At 21.3% G+C, this 26684-nt stretch carries 23 protein-coding genes and 2 tRNA genes; 12 read left to right on the plus strand and 13 right to left on the minus strand.

The features are described from left to right. Positions 1-201 precede the first annotated feature (201 nt). The 3 genes from VAMP_RS00880 to VAMP_RS00890 all read left to right on the plus strand — a co-directional run bounded on the left by VAMP_RS00880 (position 202) and on the right by VAMP_RS00890 (position 2597). On the plus strand, positions 202-1068 hold the full coding sequence (locus VAMP_RS00880; protein ID WP_213348245.1) for a tetratricopeptide repeat protein: 867 nt from the start codon (positions 202-204) through the stop codon (positions 1066-1068). A 20-nt stretch (positions 1069-1088) separates the two neighbouring features. Continuing rightward, complete coding sequence (locus VAMP_RS00885) at positions 1089-1814, plus strand: hypothetical protein (RefSeq protein WP_213348247.1); 726 nt, start codon at positions 1089-1091, stop codon at positions 1812-1814. A gap of 159 nt (positions 1815-1973) precedes the next feature. Continuing rightward, positions 1974-2597 (plus strand): type II secretion system protein, encoded by a 624-nt coding sequence (locus VAMP_RS00890; RefSeq protein WP_213348249.1) that lies wholly within the window; start codon positions 1974-1976, stop codon positions 2595-2597. Between the two features lie 54 nt (positions 2598-2651). Here VAMP_RS00890 and VAMP_RS00895 read toward each other — a convergent pair whose 3' ends face one another. The 11 genes from VAMP_RS00895 to VAMP_RS00945 all read right to left on the minus strand — a co-directional run bounded on the left by VAMP_RS00895 (position 2652) and on the right by VAMP_RS00945 (position 11915). After that, positions 2652-3242 (minus strand): 4'-phosphopantetheinyl transferase superfamily protein, encoded by a 591-nt coding sequence (locus tag VAMP_RS00895; RefSeq protein ID WP_213348251.1) that lies wholly within the window; start codon positions 3240-3242, stop codon positions 2652-2654. A 3-nt stretch (positions 3243-3245) separates the two neighbouring features. Further along, complete coding sequence (locus VAMP_RS00900; RefSeq protein WP_213348253.1) at positions 3246-4565, minus strand: cryptochrome/photolyase family protein; 1320 nt, start codon at positions 4563-4565, stop codon at positions 3246-3248. Between the two features lie 37 nt (positions 4566-4602). Continuing rightward, a complete protein-coding gene (gene dnaE / locus VAMP_RS06885; RefSeq protein WP_213348255.1) occupies positions 4603-7227 on the minus strand; it encodes a DNA polymerase III subunit alpha in 2625 nt (874 codons plus the stop codon). 623 nt (positions 7228-7850) lie between these two features. Next, complete coding sequence (locus tag VAMP_RS00910; RefSeq protein ID WP_213348257.1) at positions 7851-8417, minus strand: hypothetical protein; 567 nt, start codon at positions 8415-8417, stop codon at positions 7851-7853. A gap of 3 nt (positions 8418-8420) precedes the next feature. Beyond that, complete coding sequence (locus tag VAMP_RS00915; protein ID WP_213348259.1) at positions 8421-8867, minus strand: peroxiredoxin; 447 nt, start codon at positions 8865-8867, stop codon at positions 8421-8423. A gap of 21 nt (positions 8868-8888) precedes the next feature. After that, positions 8889-9257 carry a hypothetical protein gene (locus VAMP_RS00920; protein ID WP_213348261.1) on the minus strand — a complete coding sequence of 123 codons (369 nt, stop codon included), beginning with the start codon at positions 9255-9257 and terminating at the stop codon, positions 8889-8891. Between the two features lie 26 nt (positions 9258-9283). Then, positions 9284-9580, minus strand: coding sequence for a 30S ribosomal protein S16 (gene rpsP / locus VAMP_RS00925; RefSeq protein WP_213348263.1), 297 nt, complete (start codon positions 9578-9580; stop codon positions 9284-9286). 48 nt (positions 9581-9628) lie between these two features. After that, complete coding sequence (rpmG, locus tag VAMP_RS00930; RefSeq protein WP_439099511.1) at positions 9629-9823, minus strand: 50S ribosomal protein L33; 195 nt, start codon at positions 9821-9823, stop codon at positions 9629-9631. Between the two features lie 85 nt (positions 9824-9908). Further along, positions 9909-9982: transfer RNA gene (locus tag VAMP_RS00935), tRNA-Met, on the minus strand. 13 nt (positions 9983-9995) lie between these two features. Then, positions 9996-10082 (minus strand) — tRNA-Ser (locus VAMP_RS00940). Positions 10083-10430: 348 nt separating this feature from the next. Next, on the minus strand, positions 10431-11915 hold the full coding sequence (locus VAMP_RS00945; RefSeq protein WP_213348265.1) for a DKNYY domain-containing protein: 1485 nt from the start codon (positions 11913-11915) through the stop codon (positions 10431-10433). A gap of 259 nt (positions 11916-12174) precedes the next feature. Here VAMP_RS00945 and VAMP_RS00950 point away from each other — a divergent pair, with 259 nt between their 5' ends. The 8 genes from VAMP_RS00950 (at position 12175) to VAMP_RS00985 (ending at position 22715) form a co-directional block, all read left to right on the plus strand. After that, entirely contained in the window at positions 12175-12471 is a 297-nt protein-coding gene (locus VAMP_RS00950) for an AbrB/MazE/SpoVT family DNA-binding domain-containing protein (RefSeq protein WP_213348268.1), read from the plus strand. A 31-nt stretch (positions 12472-12502) separates the two neighbouring features. Next, positions 12503-14620 (plus strand): HlyD family secretion protein, encoded by a 2118-nt coding sequence (locus VAMP_RS00955; protein WP_213348269.1) that lies wholly within the window; start codon positions 12503-12505, stop codon positions 14618-14620. A gap of 108 nt (positions 14621-14728) precedes the next feature. Beyond that, on the plus strand, positions 14729-16021 hold the full coding sequence (locus tag VAMP_RS00960; protein ID WP_213348271.1) for an efflux RND transporter permease subunit: 1293 nt from the start codon (positions 14729-14731) through the stop codon (positions 16019-16021). Beyond that, positions 15909-17678 (plus strand): efflux RND transporter permease subunit, encoded by a 1770-nt coding sequence (locus VAMP_RS00965; protein WP_213348273.1) that lies wholly within the window; start codon positions 15909-15911, stop codon positions 17676-17678. The genes VAMP_RS00960 and VAMP_RS00965 overlap by 113 nt, the downstream gene beginning before the upstream one ends. A 77-nt stretch (positions 17679-17755) precedes the next feature. After that, a complete protein-coding gene (locus tag VAMP_RS00970) occupies positions 17756-17905 on the plus strand; it encodes a hypothetical protein (protein WP_213348277.1) in 150 nt (49 codons plus the stop codon). A gap of 131 nt (positions 17906-18036) precedes the next feature. Then, complete coding sequence (locus VAMP_RS00975) at positions 18037-19968, plus strand: hypothetical protein (RefSeq protein ID WP_213348279.1); 1932 nt, start codon at positions 18037-18039, stop codon at positions 19966-19968. A gap of 22 nt (positions 19969-19990) precedes the next feature. Continuing rightward, positions 19991-21100 carry a M20 family metallopeptidase gene (locus tag VAMP_RS00980; RefSeq protein WP_213348281.1) on the plus strand — a complete coding sequence of 370 codons (1110 nt, stop codon included), beginning with the start codon at positions 19991-19993 and terminating at the stop codon, positions 21098-21100. Between the two features lie 592 nt (positions 21101-21692). Then, positions 21693-22715 (plus strand): hypothetical protein, encoded by a 1023-nt coding sequence (locus VAMP_RS00985; protein WP_213348283.1) that lies wholly within the window; start codon positions 21693-21695, stop codon positions 22713-22715. A gap of 205 nt (positions 22716-22920) precedes the next feature. Here VAMP_RS00985 and VAMP_RS00990 read toward each other — a convergent pair whose 3' ends face one another. Next, on the minus strand, positions 22921-23568 hold the full coding sequence (locus VAMP_RS00990; protein WP_244831490.1) for a peroxiredoxin: 648 nt from the start codon (positions 23566-23568) through the stop codon (positions 22921-22923). 169 nt (positions 23569-23737) lie between these two features. Here VAMP_RS00990 and mutS point away from each other — a divergent pair, with 169 nt between their 5' ends. Then, a complete protein-coding gene (gene mutS / locus VAMP_RS06890; RefSeq protein WP_213348285.1) occupies positions 23738-26326 on the plus strand; it encodes a DNA mismatch repair protein MutS in 2589 nt (862 codons plus the stop codon). Positions 26327-26440: 114 nt separating this feature from the next. Here mutS and VAMP_RS01000 read toward each other — a convergent pair. Then, positions 26441-26684, minus strand: a 244-nt coding sequence (locus VAMP_RS01000) for a hypothetical protein (RefSeq protein WP_213348287.1), incomplete at its 5' end; no start/stop codon positions are given.

The raw sequence follows: 26684 nt of genomic DNA on the forward strand, positions 1-26684 counted from the left end.
CTGGTTAGAAGTAGTTGAATATATATTACATAATTGAAAATTTTTCCGAAATAGAAATCAAAGAAATTACCTACAGAATCAACAAAATTCACTTTTTTCTTTAATTTAGGTGCAGAAGATTAATGAAATATATATTGAATTTAATTTTTAAATCAATATAAGTTTTAAATTGATAATTTTTTTAGTTAATTAATCATATTTATGTTAGCTTTAGAATTAAAGATTTGGTTGATTTTAACTACAATCGTAGTTGTAGTTCCTCTAATTTTTTTGTTGAAAAAATACCTTTTTGTTAGTTTTTGGATAATAAAAAATTTTTATCAAAAAATAGAACATAAAAAGAATTTACAAAAAATAACAAAAGAAATAATATATAAAGAAAAATATATTGATAATGAAAAACAGAAATATGAAGAAATTGAACAAAAAAATTATCAAGAAAAAGATGACATAAAAATATCAAACAAAATAGAAGAAAAAGAAAAAGATAGAAAACAAGAATTACATGAAATAACACAGAAAAAAATAGAAAAATTAAGATATCAAGCAATGTCATTGAAAGAAAAATGAGAATTGAATAAATATGAACAAAAGTTAATAGAATGATTATCTTATGACAAAGATAATCAAGATATAATATGACTTTTGGCAGACTATTATTTTTCTATATGAAAACATAAAAAAGCTCTTCCTTTATTAAAAAAAATACTTGAAAAAAATAGTCAAGATCATAAAAGTATTTGGCAAGTTTGACAAATATATCTTGAAAGAGAGGATTTTGAAACTGCTAAACTACTGATAAGTAAAGCAATTTTTCTCAAAAATGATAATCCTAGATATTATGTAAGTATGGCAGAGATAATGTATAACTTGGAAAAAATTAATGAAGCTATAGAATATATGGAAAATGCTGTGAAATTAAGACCACAAAATATAAATTATTTATTGGCAACTGCAAGTTTATTTGAAGATATAGGAAGCACAGAAAATGCCAAAAAGTTTTATTTTAAAGTATTGGAAATAGAACAAACAAATGAAATTGCTAAAGAAAAAATAAATAATATTTAACTAAATAAACTAATAATATAATGACTGTTAAGAGAAGTAAAATACAAAAAATATGAGTAATAATAATAATATCAATATTTTTGATATCCTTTTTTTGAATGTGATTTATTTATTTACTTGCTACTCCATCTCAAAATAGACAAGAAATAGAATATGACCCTAGTATGTTTGAAGATAATACAAATTCAAATCTATGAGAAAATGAAGAAAACAATAAAAGTGAAAATGAAGAAAATAATAAAAGTGAAATTAATGATATAAATATTGAAAATAGTGATTTGACAGAAGAAGAATTGGAAGAATTGGAAGGAATAATTGATTGATTATTTGATGATGAAACTGATGAAAATGAAATAAATAATGAAACTGATGATACTGAAATTAATGAAGAAACTGGTGAAAATGAAATAAATAATGAAACTGATGAAAATGAAATAAATAATGAAACTGATGATACTGAAATTAATGAAGAAACTGATGAAAATGAAATAATTGAAGAAACTGATGAAAATGAAATAATTGAAGAAACTGGTGAAAATGAAATTAATGATGAAACTGATGAAAATGAAATTAATGATGAAACTGATGAAAATGAAATTAATGATGAAACTGGTGATGCTGAAATTAATGATGAAACTGGTGAAAATGAAATTAATGATGAAACTGGTGAAAATGAAATAAATAATGAAACTGATGAAAATGATGAAGAAGATATTAGTGAAATATTAAATAATTTATTGGAATAAATATTAATTTTGATAATAATTAAAGTATGTATTAAAACAAAAAACTATAAAAAAGTCTTGCAAAATAAAAAAAATATATTATAATGTAATTATGTCTATTATATAATAATATATAAAGACATTATGTTTTATTTTTTATTCTAATAAACAAAGAAAATTATGTCTAACAATAAATGATTTACATTGGTAGAAATGTTGATTGTAGTAGTAATTATTGGTATTTTATCAGCTGCTTTAATTCCTAGACTTACAGGTGCTCAAGGTCAAGCTAGAGATGCAGCTAGGACTTCTAATCTGTGACAAATTGGTACTGCATTATCAATTTATCATTCTGATAGGTCAATATATCCTATTGCTTCATGATCAACAGATGAAATAATAGGTGATATTGTTCCTAAATATATGGATAGTATACCTGGTGATCCACAATCAGAAAGAAATAGTGATGCATTTTTGAATGGTATTTCATGAACTTGATGATTATATACTTATACATCTATGAAGAATAAAGGTGTTTCAAATGCTTGATATGTTCTTTGAGCAAATATGGAAACTGATTGAACTGGTCCTAATTGGCATATTACTGATACTTATGATAATTCTAATTTGAATGCAGAGGCTACTGCTAGTGGTATAAATGCTAGTGCTTCTGAGTCACAGCGAATTATGGACTCTCTTTGTGACGAAGTTCTTTTTGAAGAAGGTGGAACAGATGCTCATGTATCAAAATGAAAATGCATAGAGGATAATCAAAATGATATATATTATCTTATGGTTAAATAATATTACAAGTCAAATATAAAAAAAACAGAAACTTAAAGTTTCTGTTTTTTTATTTTAAAATGAGATAGATAAACAAAATCTGTTATTTATAGAATTTAATATTTTGTATATTTTGTTATTAAATTCTAATTTAATTAAGTAATTGAAATTTATATTAGATATAGATTTTTTTTCTTTATAAATGTTTACTAATTTAATTTTTTGCATATCATCTAATATTAAAGATAATAATTTTATTAAAGACTCTTTAGCTGTCCAAATTCTATAAAAATTATAAATATTTATTTCTCATATTAAATCCCATTCTTTTTTATCAAAAATTGTAAATATACTTTCATCTCTATTTTTGATTATTTCCAAATCTAATCATAATGTAAATTTATTAACTCAAATAAATACATATTTTTCTTTATGTGATATACATCGATATATTGATTTGTTATATATAGCTTTTCAATTAGTATCTGTAAGTGGTAAATATTTTTTAATTCAATATTTATCTTGTATTATTTTTGATATAAAGTATCTTGCTACTATACTTTGTTCAAAAGTATTTTTATTTTTTAAATTATTTATATAAAATGATGGAAAATAATTTAAAGCTTTGTTTATATATTTTTCAGAATTACTTAAAATTAAATACATTTATTAATAATCATTAGCTTTCATATAAATTTCTTTAGCTTTTTTTGAATTTACAAAATGGTCAACAATAGGTTTTGCATATCATAAATTATATTTTAAAGGATTATGAATTTGCTCAGCTTTATATTCTCTCAATTCTGGAATATATTTTTTTATATATTCACAATTAGGATCAAATCTTTGAGATTGCAACATAGGATTAAAAATTCTTAAAGGTTTAGGGTCAGCTCCTACAGAACTTGCCCATTGCCAATTTCATATATTTACATTTCTATCATAATCTATCAAATATTTTTCAAAATATTTTTCTCAATATCTTCGGTCTATCAATAAATCTTTGCTAAGAAAACTTGCCACTACCATTCTTACTCTATTATGTATCCAATTTTCTTCTTTTAATTGTCTCATTCATGCATCTACCATAGGATAACCAGTTTTTCATTCTTGCCAAGCATCAAATAAAGTTTGATCATTTTCCCAAGATATTCATCTTCTTTTTTCCAAAAATTCCAAATCTAATGTCCAAGGAAAATTAATTGCAATATGATTCCAAAATTCTCTCCAAGCTATTTCTGATAAATATACATCATTTTCATAATTAGATTTTATAATTTTATTATAAATTTGTCTTACAGAAATTAATCAAAATCTTGTATAAGGCGAAAGTTTAGAAGTTCAATTTATATAAGGTAAATTCCTAGTATTTTCATAATTTCAAAAATCAAAATTATTTAATATATCTTCATATCAATTTATATTCCAATATTTATTTTCTCAAGAATTTATTTTTTTAAATTGCTTTTGTATATTTTCAAAATATAAATTAGGAGAATCAATTTTATTTATTTCCAAAAATCAATCAAAATTTATAAATTGTTTCCATTGTTTATAAAAAGGAGTAAAAACTTTTCTTATAGGCACATCTTCAGGATTAACTAATAAAAAATCATTAAATGAATTAAAATCAATATTAATATTATTTTCAATAAATTTATCTCTTTGTTTTCAATAACTTCAATAAGATTTATTTGTAAATATAGCTTGTACTTGATATTCTTTGACAAGCTGAGTCAAAATTTGTTTAGGATCGCCAATTTTAATTATTAAATAAGATCAAATATTTTCCAAATCTTTTGATAATTTATTTAATGCATCTTTCAAAAATCATAATCTTTTATCATTAGATAGAAATCTAGATAAAATATTAGTATCAAAAATAAATATAGGTATTATTTGTTTAGAATTTTTTATTGCATTAAAAAGTCAAGTATTATCAAATATTCTCAAATCTTGTCTAAATCGAAATATTGATTTTTTGTACATTAAATTTTATTTATATAATTTATTTAAATAGTATATTTTAATTGGCTCTCTTGGCTCTAACTAAACTAACAGTTAATTTTTCATCATATTTTTTTGAATTTTTTGCTTTGTGTATTATGTCTTCAAGATTTACTTTAGTTATTTTTTTTGTATTAAGTGATTTTCATTTATATCATTCATAAGCTATAATATCATATTTTTTTAAATCTAAACTATCTTTAAGATAAATATCAATCTGACCTGTAATATCTTGTATTGTTACAAATGTTCATTTTTTTCTTATTTTTCTCAATTCTTTTATAAATCAAAACATTTTTACTTGTCCAAAATCTTCTACATCTTTAAACATAGAGATAAAACTAAAATTACTTTTTATATATTGATAAAGTCAATCCAATAAATTTCAAGATACAAAAGTTTTGAAAGATTCTTCTTCATAATTTAATTTATCAAATTTGGTATCAGTTTCTTTTTCTTTTTTTAATTTTAATTCACTAACTAAATCTTGAAAATCAAATAAACCTCAAGAATTATTTGATTCGGCAGAATTTTTACTCCATTCAATCATATTTTCAATATTTGCCAAAAGTGTATTACGACTAGCAAAATCATCCAAAGCTCAAGATTTACTCAATGATTCCAATGATTTTTTATTTATTATAGATCTACATCTTTTGAGAAAATCTTCCAAATTTTTATATTTTCATCATTTTTCTCTTTCATCTACAATAATTCTTGCCACTTCACTACCAACTCATCTTATAGATAAAAATCAAAGATTTACAGTTCAATCTATAGCTCATATATGTACAAAACTTTCATTGATATTTGGAACACTTACTACAATTCATTTTAAACTTATTTCATCTATAAATTTTGCTAATTTCTCTGTATCTTCTTCTACGGATCTAAGTAAAGCAGCATGAAATTCTACATTATAATAAGTTTTTAAATAAGCAGTTTGATAAGCAATAATTGCATAACATGCAGCATGAGATTTATTAAAAGAATAATTTGCAGCTGGTTCAATCATTTTTTCATAAACATATATACAAGTTTCAGGTTTGTATCACAAATCTCATCATTTTTCAATAAATTTTTTCTTTAATTCTTCTATTACTTCTTTTATTTTTTTACCAACTCATCTACGGAGCATATCAGCTTCAGCTAATGAAAATCAAGCTACTGCTTGTACTATTCTCATCAATTGTTCTTGATATACTGGTATTCAATATGTAATTTCCATAAATCATTTTAGATCTTTTGTTAATTTTTCAGCTTGATTTTTTGCTTCTTCTTCTCAATAATTTTGTTTAATTTCATCATAAATTTCATTTGGCAAATATTGAATCAATTCATCTCATTGTTTCCTTGCTATATATGAAGGTATGAACTCCATAGGTCATGGACGATATAAACTTACCATAGCTATTATATCATTTATATCTGTTGGTTTAAGTTTTTTTAACCAGGCTCTCATTCAATCAGATTCAAATTGAAAAACTCAAGATGTATTTCATTCTTGAAATGTTTTTTTGAAAGTATATTCATCATTTATTGGTGGATAAAATTCCATTGTTTCAAAATATCTTTGAAAAATATCATCTAATTTTTTTCAATCTTTTTCTTTTTTTGCTTTAATAATTTTGATAGTATTTTTAATAATTGATAAATTTCTTAATCATAAAAAATCCATTTTCAAAAGTCAAATATCTTCCAAAAAATGTCAATCATATTGTGTAATTATTCTACTTTTATCTCTTTGATTTTTGGAACCTGCTAGAGGAGGATATTGAATAGGAGTATATGTACTTACTTTTTGGGGAGAGATTATTACACCACATGCATGTACTCAAATTTGTCTAGTAGTTCATTCAAGTTTAATAGCTAATTCAGTAATTTTTTTAATTTGATTATCTGTTTCTACAAGATTTTTAAATTCTTCATTTTCATCTATAGATTTTTGAATAGTTTTTTCTGTAATTAAATTTGATATTTTATTTGCTTGTACAAAAGATATTCAAAAAGATCTTGCTACATCTTTGAATGCCGCTTTTGCTGCCATTGTCATATATGTTCAAATAATAGCTACATTTTCATTTCAATATTTTTGTTTTACATATTCTACAACTTTTTCTCTTTTTATATCTTCAAAATCTGTATCTATATCTGGCATAGAAATTCTTGCTGGATTAAGAAATCTTTCAAAAATTAAGTCATATTCTAATGGATCTATATCTGTAATTCATACCAAAAATGCAAGTAAAGAACCTGCTGCACTTCATCTACCTGGTCATACAGAAATACTATTTCTTCTTGCTCGATTTATATATTCTCATACTATCAAAAAATATGTATTATATCACATTTCTTTGATAACTTTAAATTCATATTCCAAACGATTTATATAATCTTTAATATTTGAAACTCAAATTTTTTTATCTCAATTTTCTTCCAAAAATTTTTTTTTGAAATTTGTATATGTTTGTATAGTACTTTCTTTCAGTTCTTCAGGTGTAATTTTGGTAAGTTCTTTATTTATTTCTCATTTATCAGTAATTTTTACTAGATTAATTATAGTATTTTGATCTAAATTAAGTTCATATTTTCTATTTAATCATTTATATGAAATATATCTAAGCTCAAATTCAAAAATGTCCATTTATTAAAAAATAATATATTAAAATATAATATATTACTTTTAATTAAACTAATAAAAAAATCAAGTTTATAAACATTTTTTTATAATTTATAATAAAATTAGAATTATATAATTTTTTGAATATATTCTATTTTTTGAAAAAATTTAAAAAAAATATATAGTCCCAGTCAAATAAATATAAAATTACAATTAAGTCTAAAATATTAAAAATTATAAAATTAATAGAAAGCAAAAATACTAAATAAAAAAAGTTAAAAAAAAATTGTAAAATATACTATATATTATTAATATAATAAATACTTTTACAAATTTCAGATTATTATTTAACTATAATATCTTTTATATAATTATTTATTCAATATTTAATAAAATTATCATTAATATTTTTGATTATCTTATTTTTATTCAAAAAAACTTCAAAAGATAAATTTTTTGGATATAGACTTATAAATAATATATTATTTTTTATTTTTCAATTTATTTTTATATTTGTACACTGCAATTTATTTTGCAAAAAACTTTTAATACTACTATTACACAAATATCACTCGGTTAAATTTGATATTTTTTTTTGGACTAGTCTGCTTTGTATTTTTTTCTGTATATCAATCATATAATTAAATTTATTTATCAAATAATGATTTTATTTTTTCTTGATCATCATCTTTATTATTAGATAAATTTGATTTTATATTTATCATTCTATTTTTTTTCTTATTTGTAGAAAGATCTATTGCTAACACTATATTTCGTATCAATCAAAATATTAATAACAATCACGATATATAATATCAACTAGAAAAACCAACATAAGCATCATATAAGCCAATCATAAGTACTGCATCAGCTATACTAATATAAGAAACAATCAAAATTAATAATATTCAAAAATTAACTAATGCATCATTTTCTTTAAATCACAGAAGAATATATATAATTTTTTTAAATCTAAAACTAATATTCCAAAATATTAAAAATACAACACAAAAAATTATAAATATACTAGTACTTATAGAATATATATCAAATAATCTAAAAACTTCTTTATCCACTCATCACCAATTTATATGATAAACAGGAAATATTAATATACTTAATATCAACAAAACAATATATATCATAAATCACCTTTCTATATTAGTATACCTTTGCCATTTGGATGCTGCAGTTTTAGGGAACTTGTTAATCATATTTTACATATTTTTAATAAAGTCTAATACTTTTTTTCCAGAACCAGTAGCTTTAATATTTATATAACTTTTAATTATATCTCATTTTGAATTTACAAGAAAAACTGATCTCATAGTTCACATATATTTTTTTCAAAAAATACTTTTTTCTCAATAAGCTCAATACTTTTTATGAAGTTCAAAATCTTTATCTGACAACAATGGAAAATTTATTCATTTATTTTTAATAAATTTTTTATGTGATTGTTCATCATCTTTACTAACTCATATTACTCACACATTTAATTCTTCAAAATCATTTATCAATTCAGTAAATTCTTTTGCTTGTATAGAACATCAAGGTGTATTATCTTTTGGATAAAAATATATCACATTAAAATTTTTTGAAGATAAAACATTCTCCAAAGTATCATTTTTAACTTCTAAATCAGGAAAAACTATATTATACATTTAAATTTCAATTTAACTTATTTAAAGTCTAGTATTACTTCTAGTATCATAATCAAAATTATCAGACTCATCTTTTCACATTATATTTCTAATCAACTCTCATGATTTATTAAATATATTTTGTGCTGTATAAACTTCATATCATGGAATTTTAAGTCTTTCAAATACAATTGGAAACACAAACAACAACAAAAAAGACAAAATAATTCAAAGTATCATATACCTTATATTATTCCATGCCTTTTTAATTTTTTCTGCATCTCATTTTGAAAATATAAATTGAAAAATTGAAACTAAAAATGCATAAACTGCTCAAGCAAACAGAATAATTACAACTATTGCCATTATTACAAGTATAAAGTTTTCAATTGTTCAAGATGCATTATACATCTCAGATTATATTACCTTATAAAAAACTATTTATCTTTATTTTTTACACTTCTATTTTTTTCAGTCTCATTATAAAATCACTTAAAAAAATCATCTCAAGTATTTTTAAATAATATTTTAGCTACTCTCTCTGACGGTTTAGCTCATTTTTCTATATATTTTCTAACTTCTTCAGAATTTATATCTGAAGTATGATTCAAAGGATCATACCAACCAAAAACAGATTTAAAACCTGTTTGTGCAGGTCTAGAATGCTCAGTAAGAACTACTTTAAAAAATGGATTCTTTTTTCTTCAAGCTCTAGCTAATCTTATCTTTAACATAATTTATTTTATATATTTTATATTATTAAAAAATTAATATCAAAAAACTTATTTAAGTTTTTCTCTACTTTTATGAATTGTATGTTTTCTCAAAGATGGACAATATTTTTTTAATTCAATTTTCTTACCAGTATTTATTTTATTTATTTGAGTAACATAATTTTGTGCACCTGTTTCTGTACAAATCAAACCAACTAATATTCTAGATCATTTTTTTGCCATTCAATTAAAATAATTTATCATATAAAACAATTTAAACTAAAGATAATAAAACAAGCATATATTTCCTTAACTTATTATCTTTAGTTTAAATCTTAAAAAATCTAAATGACACTAGGTGGACTTGAACCACCGACCTGTACCTTATGAGAGTACCGCTCTAACCAACTGAGCTATAGTGCCACTTAATATAATACGGTGAGGGAGGGATTCGAACCCTCGGTTCAGTTTCCCGAACAACTCCTTAGCAGGGAGCCCCATTCGACCGCTCTGGCACCTCACCTTCAAATCAACATACAACCTTTATTAATAAAATACTAATACAAATTATTGTATGGTAATACTTTATAAATATTTTATTAAAAATTTCAATAGCAATTTTTATTTTTTTGTGTAATTATATACAAATATATCTCATTTTTGTAAAATATAAATTTACAAATCTTTGATTTAATTTAAAATTTATGAAATAATAAAAATATTTTATATACCACACAAATCTTATTTTTAAAACAATTTATTGTTTATTTAATAACAAAATATAATTTCAAAAATAAACATAAAATACTCGCCACTATAAAATAAATTATTTTTTACTCTACAAAGATGAGATTAATGTATAAAATATATTTTATGGTTCAAATGTTTCTGGATTTTCTCATTCCAATATTTTTCAATATTTATAAACATTATTTTTGTCTTTTGCATAACTAGTATCTTCTTCAAATACTTCAAATGTTTCTGGATCTGATCAAATTATTTTTTCTCATCTATAATAAACATTATTTTTATCTTTAAACATACAATCACTATTTCAAAATTGAGTCTCAAAACATCATATAATTTCAAAGCTTTCTAAATCAATTTGTTCTTTTTTTTCTCAATAATAATAAATATTATTTTTATCTTTTGTGTATGTATCATTATAAAATCATATTAATCACATAACAAAAAATGTTTCTGGATCTGCTCATTCTATTTTTTCTCAATATCTATAAATATTATTTTTATCTTTTGTATATATATAATATTTTATCTCATAATCTTTTACATTTTCAATATATTTTATTAATTCAAAAGTATTTGGATCTGCTCATCTTATTTTTTCTGCATTAAAATAAACATTATTTTTATCTTTTGCATAACAATCAAAACCTTTTGAAAAAAAACATTTCACTATAACAAAGCTTTCAATATCTACTCAATCCATTTTATATATTGATCTATGATTTCAAAAATAAACATTACTATTATCTTTTGCATATAATCAATCTAAAACCTCAAAAGTATTTGGATCTACTCATTCTAGCTTTTTACTATAATGAAAAATATTATTTTTATCTTTTACATATCAAGTTTCCAAAATTTCAAAGCTTTCAATATCTACTCATTCTAGTTTATTTCTTCAATAATAAATATTACCATCTTCTATATGATAACTACTTGCTAAATCTTTATACAATATAGAAATTTTTTCTGAACTTATATTTTCTATCTTATCTCATTTTACTTTTGAAACTACTTCATATTTTTCTTTTGTCTTATCTTTAAATTCTAGTATTACATTGAAATTATATTTTTCATCATCTTGCTTTATATTTTTCACTTCTGTTGATTCTAATTCTTTATACCAAGATTTAAAAGTTTCCAAATCAATATTTGAATTTAATCTCATTTCAAATGCTTTTTCTAATTTTCATTTTTCTATTAAATTATAATATTCTTTTATCACTTCTTCTTCTAAATTATCATCAGATTTTTGAATTTTCTTCTCTTGAATCTTTAAACTTTCTTCTTCTTTTTTTTTAATTTCTTTTTCCTCTTGATTTTCTTTTTCACTGTTTTCTATTTTTTCAGTATATTGACTAATTTTTTCTTCTGGTTTTTCAGTTTTAGTTTCAATTTCTTTTTCAATACTTTCTATTTTTTCATTATCTTTAATACTTTTTTCATATTCTTCATTTTCATTCATTTCTTTCAAATTTTCATTTTTTTTCTCTTCCTCAAATTTTCATTCTTCCTTATTTTTTTCTTCTTTATCATTATTTTCTTGTATACATCAATTTAAGTTCAAACTTATTAATCATATAATTATTAATATTATTATTTTTTTCATCGTTAATTTAATTTAATTTAGTTTATAAAATAATTTTATGGTTCAAATGTTTTAAAATCTTGTATTCATATCGCTATTTTTTTCATCTCTTTTATTTTTTAATTTTAAAAAATTTCTTTCATTATATTTTTTTCTTTCACAAAATCAACATTTTTTCCTCGCCCGGGCGGAAATTATACTTGATTTTTTTTAAAAAAAAGTTATACTTTCAAAACTTTTCATACTTTTCATACTTTTTAAATTAATAAAATATATAGTGATGGAAAATTATATTTGAAATGAAAATTATTGAGTTGAAATATTAAGTTCTGTAAAAATTTGATCTAAATGACAAATTGTTATACCAAGTAATATTAGGAAATCTATTTGATTAAAACCTTGAGATAATTTAATTATTTGAACCAAATATGATAAACTTGTATGGATAATTAAACCTAGTGATATGCAAGAATTTACAAGTAAAATGGATGAAGAAATTAATAGTAATGATTTAAATGATTTTGCTCAAAAAGCTTCAAAAGACTTCAAAGATCGTACAAAGAAATTCATTTCTTAAAAAATTTTAATATTAAATTAAACTTACAATTATGAAAAAAATACTTTTTATTTTAATTTTTTTATTGTATTTATCTTTATCTTGATGTGTTTCTTTTCTTGATTGAGATGAAGAAGAAGTTGTAAAAGAAGATAAACCAAAAGCTTTCAAAATTGAAACTATTAGTTTAGATGATTTAAGTTCTATGAATGTTTTCAAAAAAAATTGAAGAGTAGTTTCTACTAACCAAATAAATATTAATGCACAAGCAAATGGTAGGATTTCAAATATTTTAGTAAAAGAATGAGATTCTGTTGTCAAAGACCAAAAATTATTAGATATACAAGATGAAGTTTCAAATTATTGACTTAAACTTCAAAATTCTCAAATTAGTTTACAACAATCTCAATTGGATTATGAACAAACTAAAATTGATTTGGAAAAAAATATAAGGGATCTTGAAAGAGTTGTACAACAAAAAGAATTAGATTACGAATCTAAAAAACAAGATCTTGAAAAACAACTTACTCAACAAAAATATGACTTATCTTTAGGTGATTTGGAAAATGAAAATTCAGTTTCAAGTAAAGAATTAAAAAATCTTGAAAATCAATTGGAAAAATTAAATTTGGAAATATCTAATTTGAAAGAAAAAAATCAACATGATAATTCAATTTGAAAAAAAGAATTAGAAAATCTAGATAATAGATTAGAAAAATTAAATTTGGAAATATCTAATTTACAAAAATGAAATCAACAAAGTATAAATAATTTAAAAACAAATTTACAAAATAATTATCAAGATTATATTAATCTACTATCTGATATTAATTATGAAGCTGATATGTTATTATGAGTTTCAAATGAAAATAAAAATGCAAATAATTCATTTGAAATTTATTTATGAGCTAGGAATTCAAGTCAAAAAAATAATAGCAAAAATTTACTTAAAAATAGTATTCAAATTTATAATAAAATAGACAAAAATAATTATCAAAATATAAGTAATGATGAAGTTATAAATAAAGTTAATTATCTTTTGGAACTTATTGATTGAAGTATTAATTTAATTAATTCTATTGATACTACTCTAAAAAATTCTACAACTTCTACAACTTTATCTCAAAATAAAATTGATTGATTTATAAATAAATTTATATGATTAAGATGAAATGTTCAATCTTTAAAATCCAAAATATCTAATTTTGAAAATGAAGTTGAATCTTTTTTTGAAAATTATCTAAATCAAGAAGAACTTTTACAAAAAGAAATTGAAAATTTGAATTTACAAAAAAATATTTTGAAAGAGAATTTGAAGCAATCTAACGAAAATTATTTGAATCAAAAAGAACTTTTACAAAAAGAAATTGAAAGTTTAAATTTACAAAAAAGTATTTTGGAAAAGAATTTACAAAAATCTTCTTTTTCACAAAAAATTAATATAGATAGAACTATTATTAATAAAAAAGAAATAATGGATAATGCCAAAATATCTTTGGATAAAGCAAAAGATGATTTACAAAAAGCAAAACAAGATAAAGAAATTACTTTACAATCTTTGCAAAATAATATTAAAAATACACAAACACAATTACAAGAAGTTTCTAATCAATTTTCAAAATTGAATGTTAAATCTCCTATTTCATGAAAAATTTCTTCTGTTCTTGTTGATAATTGACAACAAGTAAATCAAGGTGAAGCTTTATTTGAAATATCGGGGTCTTGATGAAAAGAAATAAGATTATCTTTTAGAGATTCTGAATTAGACAATATTTATGTTTGAATGAATGTTGAAATTGTTCATAATTGAGAATCTTATATATGAAATATTTATTCTATATCTGATTTAGCTGATGATAATCTAAATTATACTGCTAGAGTTAGACTTGATAAACAAATAGCTCGTTTATGAAATTTTGTAACTGTGGTAGTTTTTGTAGATGTTTGAAAACCTATAATACCAGTTAATGTATTGAATAATATAAAAAATAATCAAGCAAATATTAATTTATATTATGATTGAGATATAAAAACTAAAACTGTTTCCATCCAAGAAATAATAGGAAATTGAGTAATTATTGAAGATGAAATTGATCCTAAATATTTAATTATAAGTTCTGATATTAGAACATTTAATAAAGATGATCATTATATTGTTAATATAAATTAATATAAAACTCTTTATCAAAAAATAATTAAGTTTATTTTTAATAAAAACATAAAAAAAGATAATTAAAATTTAATTTAGTATAATATATTTATAATTTAATATTTTTTTATGAAAGATTTTGTAAAAAATTTGGAATCAGGCTTTTTTGCTTTTTGGGTAAATAAATATAAAGTTTCTTTTATTCTTATATTAGCAGTTTTAATATTGTGAATATGAGCAATTATTCAAATACCAAAAGAAAGTTCTCCAAATATAGAAATACCTATATTACAAATTACTACTACTTATCAATGAGTAAATGCTGATGATATAGACTCATTAATAACCGATAAAATAGTAAGATGACTTAATAGTATAAATTGAATTAAACAAATTGATGCTACAAGTTCTTTATGATTGTCAGTTATTTCTTTGGAACTTAATGATAATATAAATCCTAAAGAAAAATTAATTGATGTACAAGATGAAATAGATAAAATTTCTTTTCCATCCGATGCTGATGAACCTACTGTAAGCAACATAACAACAGAAAATCAATTAATTTTCAATCTAGTTATTTATTCTCAAATATATTCTCAAGATGAATTAAAAGAAAAAGCAAGACAAATTAGAGATAATTTGGAGTGAAAAAATTGATTATCAAAAATTGAAATATTATGAAGTGCAGATTATGAATATAAAATTAATGTAAAACAATGAATTTTGGATCAAATTTGATTATCAGTTTCAGATATTTGACAAACTATAAGATCTTATGATTCAAATTTTCCATTATGAAATTATACTGTTTGAAATTCAGATTATGATTTCAGAATAGATTGAGAATTTGAAGAAATAGATGAAATTATGAATTTAATAGTACATTGACAAGATTCTTCTTATGTTAAATTATCAGATATTGCAGATTATCATATAGAATATGAAGACGATAATAAAAGATTTGTTGGTTTACCAGAAAATAATAATATCTACAATTCAGTAGTTTTATCTTTTGAAAAAAATCAACAAACGGATATATTTAATGCATCTAGTTTTGCTAAATCAGAAATTGAATCTCTTTTTGAAACAAATGATTTTAATTGAATAGAATATTTGTATACTTCAGATTTGGCAAGTACAATTATTAAAGATTATAAATCATTAGCAAAAAATTGATGAACAACAGTTTTTTTAGTTTTTATTTTATTGTTAATATTTGTTTGATTTAAACAATCACTATTGGCTACTTTAATTTTACCTTTATCTTTTTTTGATTACATTTTTTGTATTAGATGCCTTATGATTGACAATGAATTTTTTGACGAACTTTTCTTTAGTTTTGAGTTTTTGAATAGCTATAGATGTTATTATTGTTATCATAGAATGAGCAAGTGAAAAGTTAAAATTATGATATTCAAATAAAAATGCAATTTTACTTGCTATTAAAGATTTGAATAAACCTATGATTTCATGAGCAGCAACAACATTATGAGCTTTTCTTCCTCTTATGTTTTTGCCATGAATGTTATGAACATTTTTGGCATACATACCAATTACAGTTTTTTGTATTGTTATTTCAGCTCTTGTTTTATCTCTTACTCTAAATTCAGCAGTTTTTTATAAATTAAACGGAAATAGTAAATATTATACTCCAAACGAGTTTTCTGAAGATTTACTTAGTGATAATGAAAAAAAAATATTAGAAAATGATAGAGAATCAAAACAAGTTAAAATATGATTTAAATGATTAAATACAATTGTTTTTGATTGATTAAAAAATTTTTATATTTTATTATTAAATTTTATATTAAAATATAGATTCAATAGAATATTAGTTATAATAATTCCATTTTTATTATTAATAATAACCTTTTTCACTATTTCGTCAAAGATATGATTTACTATTTTTCCAAATTCTGATACCGATTCTATGCAAATTAATATTGAATGAAAAAAATGACTTACTAGTGATTATATGTTGAAATATACAGAAAATTTTGATCAAGTATTTAATAATATTCTTGAAATAAAAGATTATTCATACAATATAAATTGAAATAAAATAAGTATAGATATAAATTTATTATCAGTAGAAAAAAGAAGAGATTTATGAATGAATAGTGTGTTTGAAGTAGAAAGTAAAATTATAGATAAATTTTCTTATTTAACATTACAATGATTGGAAGTAAAAACTAGTATTCAATCATGATGACCTCCTAGTGGAAGTCCAGTTTGAGTAAGAATTGTTACGGATGATATAAAATATTTTGATGATTTATTGACAATATCTAAAAAATTTGAAGATTGGCTTGCTTGACAAGATTCAATATTATCAACAAGTATATCTTCTGATGAACTTCCTTGACAATATGTATTGAAATATAAAGATTTTGCACTTAATGAATTTTGATTAAGTCCAGATAGAGTTAGTAATGAAATATTTACTTATCTAAATGGTCAAAATGTTTCTAGTATTAGAAAATGAAAAGATAGTTTTGATGTAATTATCAAATCAAATAAATTTGGTGATGAAATAAATCCATCAAATATTATGAATATTAATGTATGAAAAGTAAATGTATGAGAAATTGCAGATGTTAGTTTATGAAGAGCTGTAGATAGTATACAAAGAAGAGATAATGATATAATAGTTAATGTAGATTGAGAATTGAAGAGATGAGAAGAATCAAGAACACAAGAAATTCAGTCAAAATTTGTTGAATTTGCAAAAAATTATAATTATCCTGATTGAATATATTTTCAAGAAGCTTGAGAATGACAAGAAAATAAAGAATTAATTGTTGCAACAATAATTTCATTTATTATTGCTCTTTTGATTATATTTTCAGTATTAGTATTACAATTTGATTCTTATTTACAACCACTTATGATATTGTATTCAATAGTTATGGCGATGTTATGAGTAAATATTTGACTTTGGGTTACTTGAAATCCTTATAGTATGCCATTTGCTATATGATTTATATCCTTGACTTGAATAGTTGTAAATAATGCAATAATTCTAATTGATAGAATGAATAATAATTTGGAACAAACAAATAAAAAAAAGATGCAATAATAGATGCTTGAAGAGCTAGATTAACACCTATACTATTAACAACTCTGACAACAATATTTGGTATATTACCATTAGCATTGGAAGATGAATTTTGGGCTTGATTGTGATTTACAGTAATATTTGGTTTAAGTTTTTCTTCAATTATGACATTATTTGTAATTCCAAGTATTTATTATGAATTATTTGTAAATAAGAAAAATAAAAATAAAAATAAAAATAATTGATAAATTTAAATTTATAGATCTCTAATTATTTTAAGAGATCTATTTTTTTAAATAATTTAAAATTTTAATTAATATTGACTTATATATATTTTTAATTATATAAAATATATATTTATAATATTAACTAAAAAAATATGGAGTTATGTTCTAATTATATAAAGAAAATTGATGATAAATTATGAAAAGAAAATCCAAAAAGAGTTTTTTTTACTAATAATTTTTTGAAAAAAATCTCTTCAATACTTCAAAATAATCAAAAATTAGACCAAGCCATAAAATTTAGACTTAAAGCTGTTAATCGCTTAAAAGATAAAAAACAAAAAGATCTTATTTTCCAAAATTATAAATTAACTGAATCTGAAAATTTAAATCATAATTTTAAATTATCTAAAAAATATTTATGATATATTTTGGAATTAGAAAATTGTAGTGATAATCTAAAAAAATTTATAGAATCAATTCAAGAATTTGATGATATATGAGATAACTTATTAATTATTATTTTTAGCAAAAAAGCTAATAAAGAAATTATTAAAAAATCTATCACACATAATCAAAAAATTAATCAAAATAGTTATTTTCAACAAAATAAAAAATATTTTTTTTCTTTATTAGATGATGAAGAATTATTAAATGAATATTATAATTTTATAGCAAATTGATTAAGTAAAATCAATCATATTATTAATGAAAATCCTATAAATATAAATATTGATGTAATAGATTGTAGTGAATATAATTGAATAGAAAATTTTTTTGAAGAAATTGATTTTAATGCATCAGCTTGACTTAATAAACAAAATATAGCAAAAAAATGATTAAATCCAAATCAAAAAACTTCTTGGAATAGACATCTTTTACAAAAAGAAAAACTTATAAATAATGAAGATTTAGAAAAGCTACAACAAATAAGTATACTTTATATTGATTTTGTTGATGAAATATCAAAAGATCCACAAATTAGAGAAAGATTAAAAAAAGAAATTTGATTAGATGATAAATTAGAAGATATTTACTTTGGACAAATGTCAAAAGAACAAGTTTTTCGTATAGATGCTACTTGTTGAGAACATAATTCAATTTATGAATTTGATGATTTTCCAAGAGGTATTTGAATATCTTATTTACAAGATATTTATAATAAACAAAAATCTTGATGGACTAAACATATTAGAAATATTTTGGAAAATGAAAATGATGTTTTTGTTTTTTTGATACATGATGATGCTAGTTGAGCTTGTAAACATGAACATCAAGAAATGACAAGATTTTTGAAAGAAAAAGAATGAATTAATGCCATTTTTATTACAAGTAGTGAATTTAAACAAAAAGCTAAATATTCTCAAAACAATGAAGGTATTAGTATAGATTGATATAATATAAAATGAGTTTGGCATCATTTAATGATGACAGAACAAACTTGAGAAATATTACCTGAATTAGATAAAAATAATATTAAAATTCTTCCTCATTTTCATGTAAGTTCTCATAAATGAGTAAATTCAATTCTTTGGGAAAAATATAAAGATTGAACATTAGATGATAAATATTCTTCATTAATTGAAGAATGATTTTTTGCAGAAACAGTTAATATTACTAATGAAAAACAATGATTTAATTTTAAATGAATAGATTATAAATCTTTAAAAGATTTTTTGGAAAAAAATAATATAGATGAATTAAAAAATGTTGTTATAAAAATTGTCTGAGCTGAAAATGCTGAATGAGTAACAGTTTTTGCAACATTAACAAAAAAATTATTAAAAGAAAAGAAAAAATCATTATTAAAACATGCAGAAAAATGATTTGATAAATGAACTAATATACTTCTTCAAGAAAATAAAGCTCATACAGTTTTATCAAGAGCAGTTTATAATTCAAAAGAGGATTATTATGAAATATTTGAAGGTAATTTTATTAATAGAATATTTTTTGATTGAAATTGAAATTTTATTTCATGAATTTCACAAATAACAAAATATTCAAATATTGATAAATCCGATTGAACAAAAAAAGGTTATTGAACAGCACATTGAATGGTAGATATGACTGTAACTTCTATATAATTTATATTATAAATATATTAAAATGATAGAGATATTAAAAAATCTTATAAATATAAAAAGTATTGATTGAAAAGAAGAAGAAAAGAAAAAAATTTGTGATTATGTTTGTTCCCTTTTTGAAAATAATTGATTCTTTATAGAAAAATTTGAAAATAATTGAATTTATTCAATAATTATTTCATCAAAATGATGAAAAGATTTAGATTTTTTATTTTGTTGACATTTGGATGTAGTAGATGCAGATGAAGAAACTTGGGAATTTTATGAAGATGAAGACTTTTTTTATTGAAGATGAAGTTTGGACATGAAATGAAATTGTGCTGTTATGATAAATAGCTTTTTGGACAATAAAGAAAAAATAATTAATTGTGATAAAAATTTTGCATTAATGTTTACAACAGATGAGGAAATTTGATCTAATTTGGGAGTAAATTATTTGATAAATAAAATATGATTTAAAGCTAATATGGTTTATATACCAGATACTTGAGCTTGAATGAATAAATATTTGAAAGAATGAAAATGATTTATTTTTTCTGAAATAAACATAAATTGAACTGAATCTCATGGATGTAGACCTTGGAGATGAAAAAGTGTTTTGGATACTTTTATAGATTTTTATGAGCAACTTTATAAAACTTTTCCAAAAGCAAGTTGAGATGAAGATGGTTGGCTTTCTACTTCTGCTAATATTTGAATAATAAATTGATGAGATGCTTTCAATAAAGTAATGGGAAATTTAAATTTTAAATTAGATATTAGATTTAATCCTAATAACTCTATTGATGAAATTGAACAAAAATTAAATTCATTAGTAAGTAAATTTGATAATATTGAATTTAATATAATTCAAAAATTTTCATGATTTGTTGTTGATGAAAATTCGGAATATATAAAAAAATATTTGGATATTATTAAAGAATATTATCAAGAAGAAATAAAAGATGAAAAAGAATTTTGATCTAATGATGGTAGATTTTTTGTTCCATTAACAAATAATATTATAATGACTGGAGCTTTAGGTTATTGATATCATTCAAAATGAGAAAAAGTTTACAAAAAAGAATTATTTGACTTCAAAATAATTTTGGACAAATATTTGATTGAATTGATTTATAGCGAAAAAAATTAAAATTATATATGTTTTGAGTTTATATATTTTATAATTTATTTTTTTTATAAAAAAACCGCTAAGGATATGCCTTGCGGTAATTATTTTTTAAAGATATATGGTAGAAATTTATATATTTCTAATAACCCAAAAATCTTAATATTTTTATTGCTTGCATAACCATTGTAAGTATGCTAAGCTGAGGATATGCCTCAAAATGACAAAAACCAAAATCAAGGTATCTGGTGAAGGTGCCAGTGATTTAGTTTTTGACTATATATAGTATAGTCAATATTGTATATAATACAATTTATATAAAAAATAAATCAAAATTAATACTTAAATAAGTTGACAAATATTATTTTTTATATTTAATAAATATTAAATGATATATAATAGTTATCATAAATAAATTAATATACTAACAATAAAAAATAATAAAAAAATATTTTTAATAAAAATATTTAAAAAAACAATACAGTAAATAATATATTTATACTAAAAGATTATTTAGTATATAATATATATAAAAATAGTTTAAAAAATTTGCAAAATATAAAAATTTATATACAATAATTAATACATTTATATTTAATAATTAACTATATAAAAAATGAGTAAAAAATTAATATCATTATTTATTATTATGTTGTGAATTTTTCCTCTATTTACTTTTTCTCAAGACGATTTGTGAGATGATACTTGGTGAGATGATACTTGGTGAGATGATACTTGGTGAGATGAAGATATTTGAGAAGGTCTTTGAGATGATACTTGGTGAGATTGAAATGATGATTGGTGAGATGATGATTGGTGAGATGATGGTTGGTGAGATGATGCTTGGGGCTATTCTTCAAATGATACTGTAGAATTAATAGAAGCTAAAGAAAATTCTTTAATTTTGGAGATTCCTTTGATTGAAGATGCTAATGCTAATACAATATTTAATTATGATGTTTATTATTCTACTGAATCAGACTCTATAAATGCTAATAGAGAAGAAGTTGTATGAATTGATCCTAATAATAATGAAGTTGAAATAAATTGATTAGTTTCTAATACTGATTATTATGTATATGTAGTACCTATTAATACTGAATGAACTGAATGAACTGAATCGGAAGAATTTATGTTTACTACTAGCGAAGAAGTTGATGATTGGTGAGATGATGGTTGGTGAGATGATAGTTGAGATGAAGATCTTTGAGATGATGATACTAATCATTGAGCATGAGATGATTCTAGTAAGTTAAAGCCATCTTATACTAAAGAACAAGGTGATATAGAAATTACTTGGACACCTATTGAATCTGCTGATAAGGTTGAAGTATATCTTAGACATAATGATGATTCTGATTTTTCAAGAATTTGAGAAGCAAATTCTAGTCATTGAAAATTTGATATTATAGTTACTAGAAATTGAAATTATCATGTTAAATTAGTTCCAGTAAATGATATGTGAGAGCCAGTTGGTGATGAAACTACTCTTACTATTAAAGATATTAATGTAGATGATAAAGAACCTGAGATTTGAGATGTTCCTGAAGTTGGTCCTAGTTTAAATATTTTAATATTATTTATTCTATTAGCATCATTTTGATATGTCTATCATAGATATAGAACAAATTTACAATAATTTTTTCCTACTAAATAACACCTCGCAACTTATTGCGAGGTAGAAGTTTTTTTTAGTAATATTTTTTCTATAAATTGTATTTTATATATTTTCTTTACAATCAATTTTATTTTTTTTTAATTATTTTATATACTTAATTTTTATTACTAAAAAACTAGAAGTAATTATTTCTAGTTTTTTAGTAATATTTAATATCTTAAAATAATTATTTTAAGTTTTCTCAAACATGACCAGCAATTTTAACAGAAGGTTTAAGTACAGGTGCATCTTCAATCCAATTAGCAGGACAGGCATTACCAGGATTTTCGTTTGTAAACTTTAATGCTTTAAGTCTTCTTAAAAGTTCTTTTGCACTTCTTCAAACTGGTTCAGTACTAACTTCTATAGATTTTAAAACACCATTTGGATCTATTATAAATGTTCATCTTTCTGAATTACCACTTTTCTCATTTAATATTCCAAAATATCTACTAATCAAAGTTTTTCTATCAGACAATAATGACAATTTAAAATCTTCAAATAATTTTTCATTTTCTATCCATCATTTGTGTGAAAAAACTGTATCAGTACTTGCTCATATAACTTCTACATTTTCCAAGTTTTTAAATTCTTCAAAATAATTATTTAAATCTTTTAATTCAGTAGGACAAACAAAAGTAAAATCAGCAGGATAAAAAACTATAGCTAACCATTTTCATCTATAGTCACTAATTTTTTTATTTACTACATCATCTTTTATAGGATCATACAATTCTAAATCAAAATCTAAAACTTCTTCTTCTATTTTTATTACAGGATAATTTGTAGATACATTATAATTTAATTCTTCCAACATCATATTTTTTTCTTCCATAGTATTTTATTTAGTTTAATAAATTAAAAGTATACTTACTATAAGTATATATATCTATTTTATAATACAAAAAATTAGATTATTATTATAATCTTAAATATATCTTATTGAAAAACTAAATTTTATCTTTATATTTGATATTAAATTTAATTTATAAATACAAAAATAAATGACTCCAGCTCAAAAACAATATATGGAACTTAAATCTCAAAACAAAGATTGCTTATTATTGTTTCGTATGTGAGATTTTTATGAGGCATTTTTTCAAGATGCAAAAACTTTAAGTAAAGAATTGGATATAGTTCTTACTTACAAAGATAAAAATTGTAATAATCCTACTCCTATGGCTTGAGTTCCTTTTCATAGTATAGACAAATACTTACCAAAATTAATTCAAAAATGATATAAAATAGCTATTGCAGAACAAATTTGAACAGTAATTCCTTGACAACTTGTCAAAAGAGAAGTTGTAAATATACTTACTCCTTGAACTTTTTTGGATCAAGAAAATAAAGATTATAATTATATTTGTGCTATTACTAGTTTTGAAAGTAATGAATGAAATTATCATATTGCTTATTGAGATTTTTCTATTGGGGAATATTTTACCAAAAGTTTTATTGATTTTGAAAAATTTTTGAATTATATAATAAAATTAAATGCAAATGAAATAATATTAGATATAGATTTTTTACAAAAACAAGAACTTAAAGAACAAATTAAAATGTATCTTTCAAGTTTAATAAATATTTATGATATACCTTATGATTCTGAATCTTTTTTAAAAAATAATTTAAATGTAGAAAGTTTAGATTGATTTTGAAAATCTCTTTCTAATCCCAGAGATAAAAGTTTTGCAATGTTATTAAATTACTTATTAAATACACAGAAACAAAGTTTAAAAAATATAAATAAAATATCATATATTTCCGAAGATGAACAAGTAAATCTTGACCAAAATACAATAAGAAATTTGGAAATCTTTAAATCAAGTTATGAATGAGACAAAAAACATACTTTATTTTCTGTAATAAATAATACAAAATCATGAATGTGAAATAGAAAAATGATAGATATAATATCAAATCCTATAAAAAATATTATTAAATTAAATAAAAGATTGGAGCATATAGATTTTTTAAAAAATAATGAAGAATTATGTCAAAATCTAATACAAGAAATACAAAAACTTAATGATATACCAAAAATAATATCTAGTATTATTTACAAAAGAAATTCTCCAGTTTTGCGAGCAAAATTAAAAAACAGTTTATCAACTATTTTCAATAAAGAAAAAAGTAAAATATTGGAATATATACAAAATAATAATTTTGAAAATATAAATATAAATCAAGAAAAAATAAATAAAATATTAAATTTTTTTAATAAAATAGATATTGCAATATCAGAACAAGCAAATGAAAATGAATATATAAAAGAATGATACAGTGAAATTATAGATAATGCAAGGAATTTAGCAAATAATTCAAGTGAACTTATATTAAAATATCAACAAGAAATTGTAAATCATACCAAAGTAAATGCTATCAAAATTAAATATATTAAAAATCAATGATATTTTATAGAAACAAGCAAAAAAGATTGTAAAGATTTGGAAAAAACAAGTAATGTTAATATTGATAAATTTGATTTTGTAAGAGTTCAAACTTTAAAAAATCAAGAAAGATATATTAGTACTTACTTACAAAATATACAAGAAGAAATTTTTAAATCCAAAGAAAAACTTGTCCAAGAACAAAAAAAAATTTTGGAAAATTTATTATCAGATATAACTATTTTGAATCAAGATTTAAATGAATTATCAGAATGAATATGATTTATAGATATATTTACAAACATTGCGGATTTATCAAATAAAAATTGATGGTGTAAACCTACTATTACAGATATTGATCAAAAAAAAATTGATATAAAACAATGAAGGCATCCTGTAATAGAAAAATATTTACCAATAAATGAAAATTTTGTAGCAAATGATTTATTTATAGATGAAAAAAGTACTATACAAATAATTACCTGACCAAATATGTGATGAAAATCAACATATTTAAGACAAAATGCTATTATAGTTCTTTTGGCACATTGTTGATTTTTTGTTCCTGCAAAAACAGCAAAAATAAGTATAGTAGATTGAATTTATGCTAGAGTATGAAGTTGAGATATTATAGCCAAAAATCAATCAACTTTTCTTACAGAAATGATAGAATTAGCAAATATTATAAATAATAGTAGTGAAAAAAGTTTTATAATATTAGATGAATTATGAAGAGGAACTAGTACTTATGATTGAGTAGCTATTGCAAAATCTATAGTACAATTTATTGCAGAAAAAACAAAAGCAAAAACAATGTTTGCCACTCACTATCATGAACTTATTGATTTAGAAAAAAAATATAAAAATGTAAAAAATTACTCTGTAGCAGTTTATGAAAATCAAAAAGAAGTTGTATTTTTAAAAAAAATAGTAAAATGATGAGCAAATAAAAGTTATGGAATAGATGTTGCAAAAATTGCTTGATTGCCAAATGAAATATTAAATAATGCAAAAAAACATTTAAAAGATTTTGAAAATAATAAAATCAATATTACTGCCACTCCTCTATTTGAATTTGAAGATAAATCAAAACAAGATAATGAAGAATTAAAAAAAATAAAAAATGAATTAAATAATATTGATATAAATAATATAACTCCAATTCAAGCTATGCAAATATTAAGTAAATTAAAAAATATTTAAAATAATTTTTTGTAATAATAAATTTATTTCAATCTCAAATAATTAATATTAGAAACAAAATTTCAACTTGAAATATTACAAAAAAATATTATTAATGAATAAATTTTTATTAAATTAAAATTTATTTTGAATAATGAAAAAAATATTATTTATATTTATTATTATTTTGTTTTGAACAATATGAAAATCTTTTGCAAATTTGGTTGATGTTGTAGAAGAAAAACAAAATAAATTAACTTCATAATCTATAGTAAAATCTGATACTACAGCATTTAATCTCTCTAGCATAAAATATGTATTTTCAGTAAGAGTTTGTCTAGCTTGTATTTGTACTCTAGAACTTATCATCCCCAAATAT

Source organism: Candidatus Vampirococcus lugosii, assembly GCF_018420025.1.
GTDB lineage: Bacteria > Patescibacteriota > Gracilibacteria > Absconditabacterales > Absconditicoccaceae > Vampirococcus > Vampirococcus lugosii.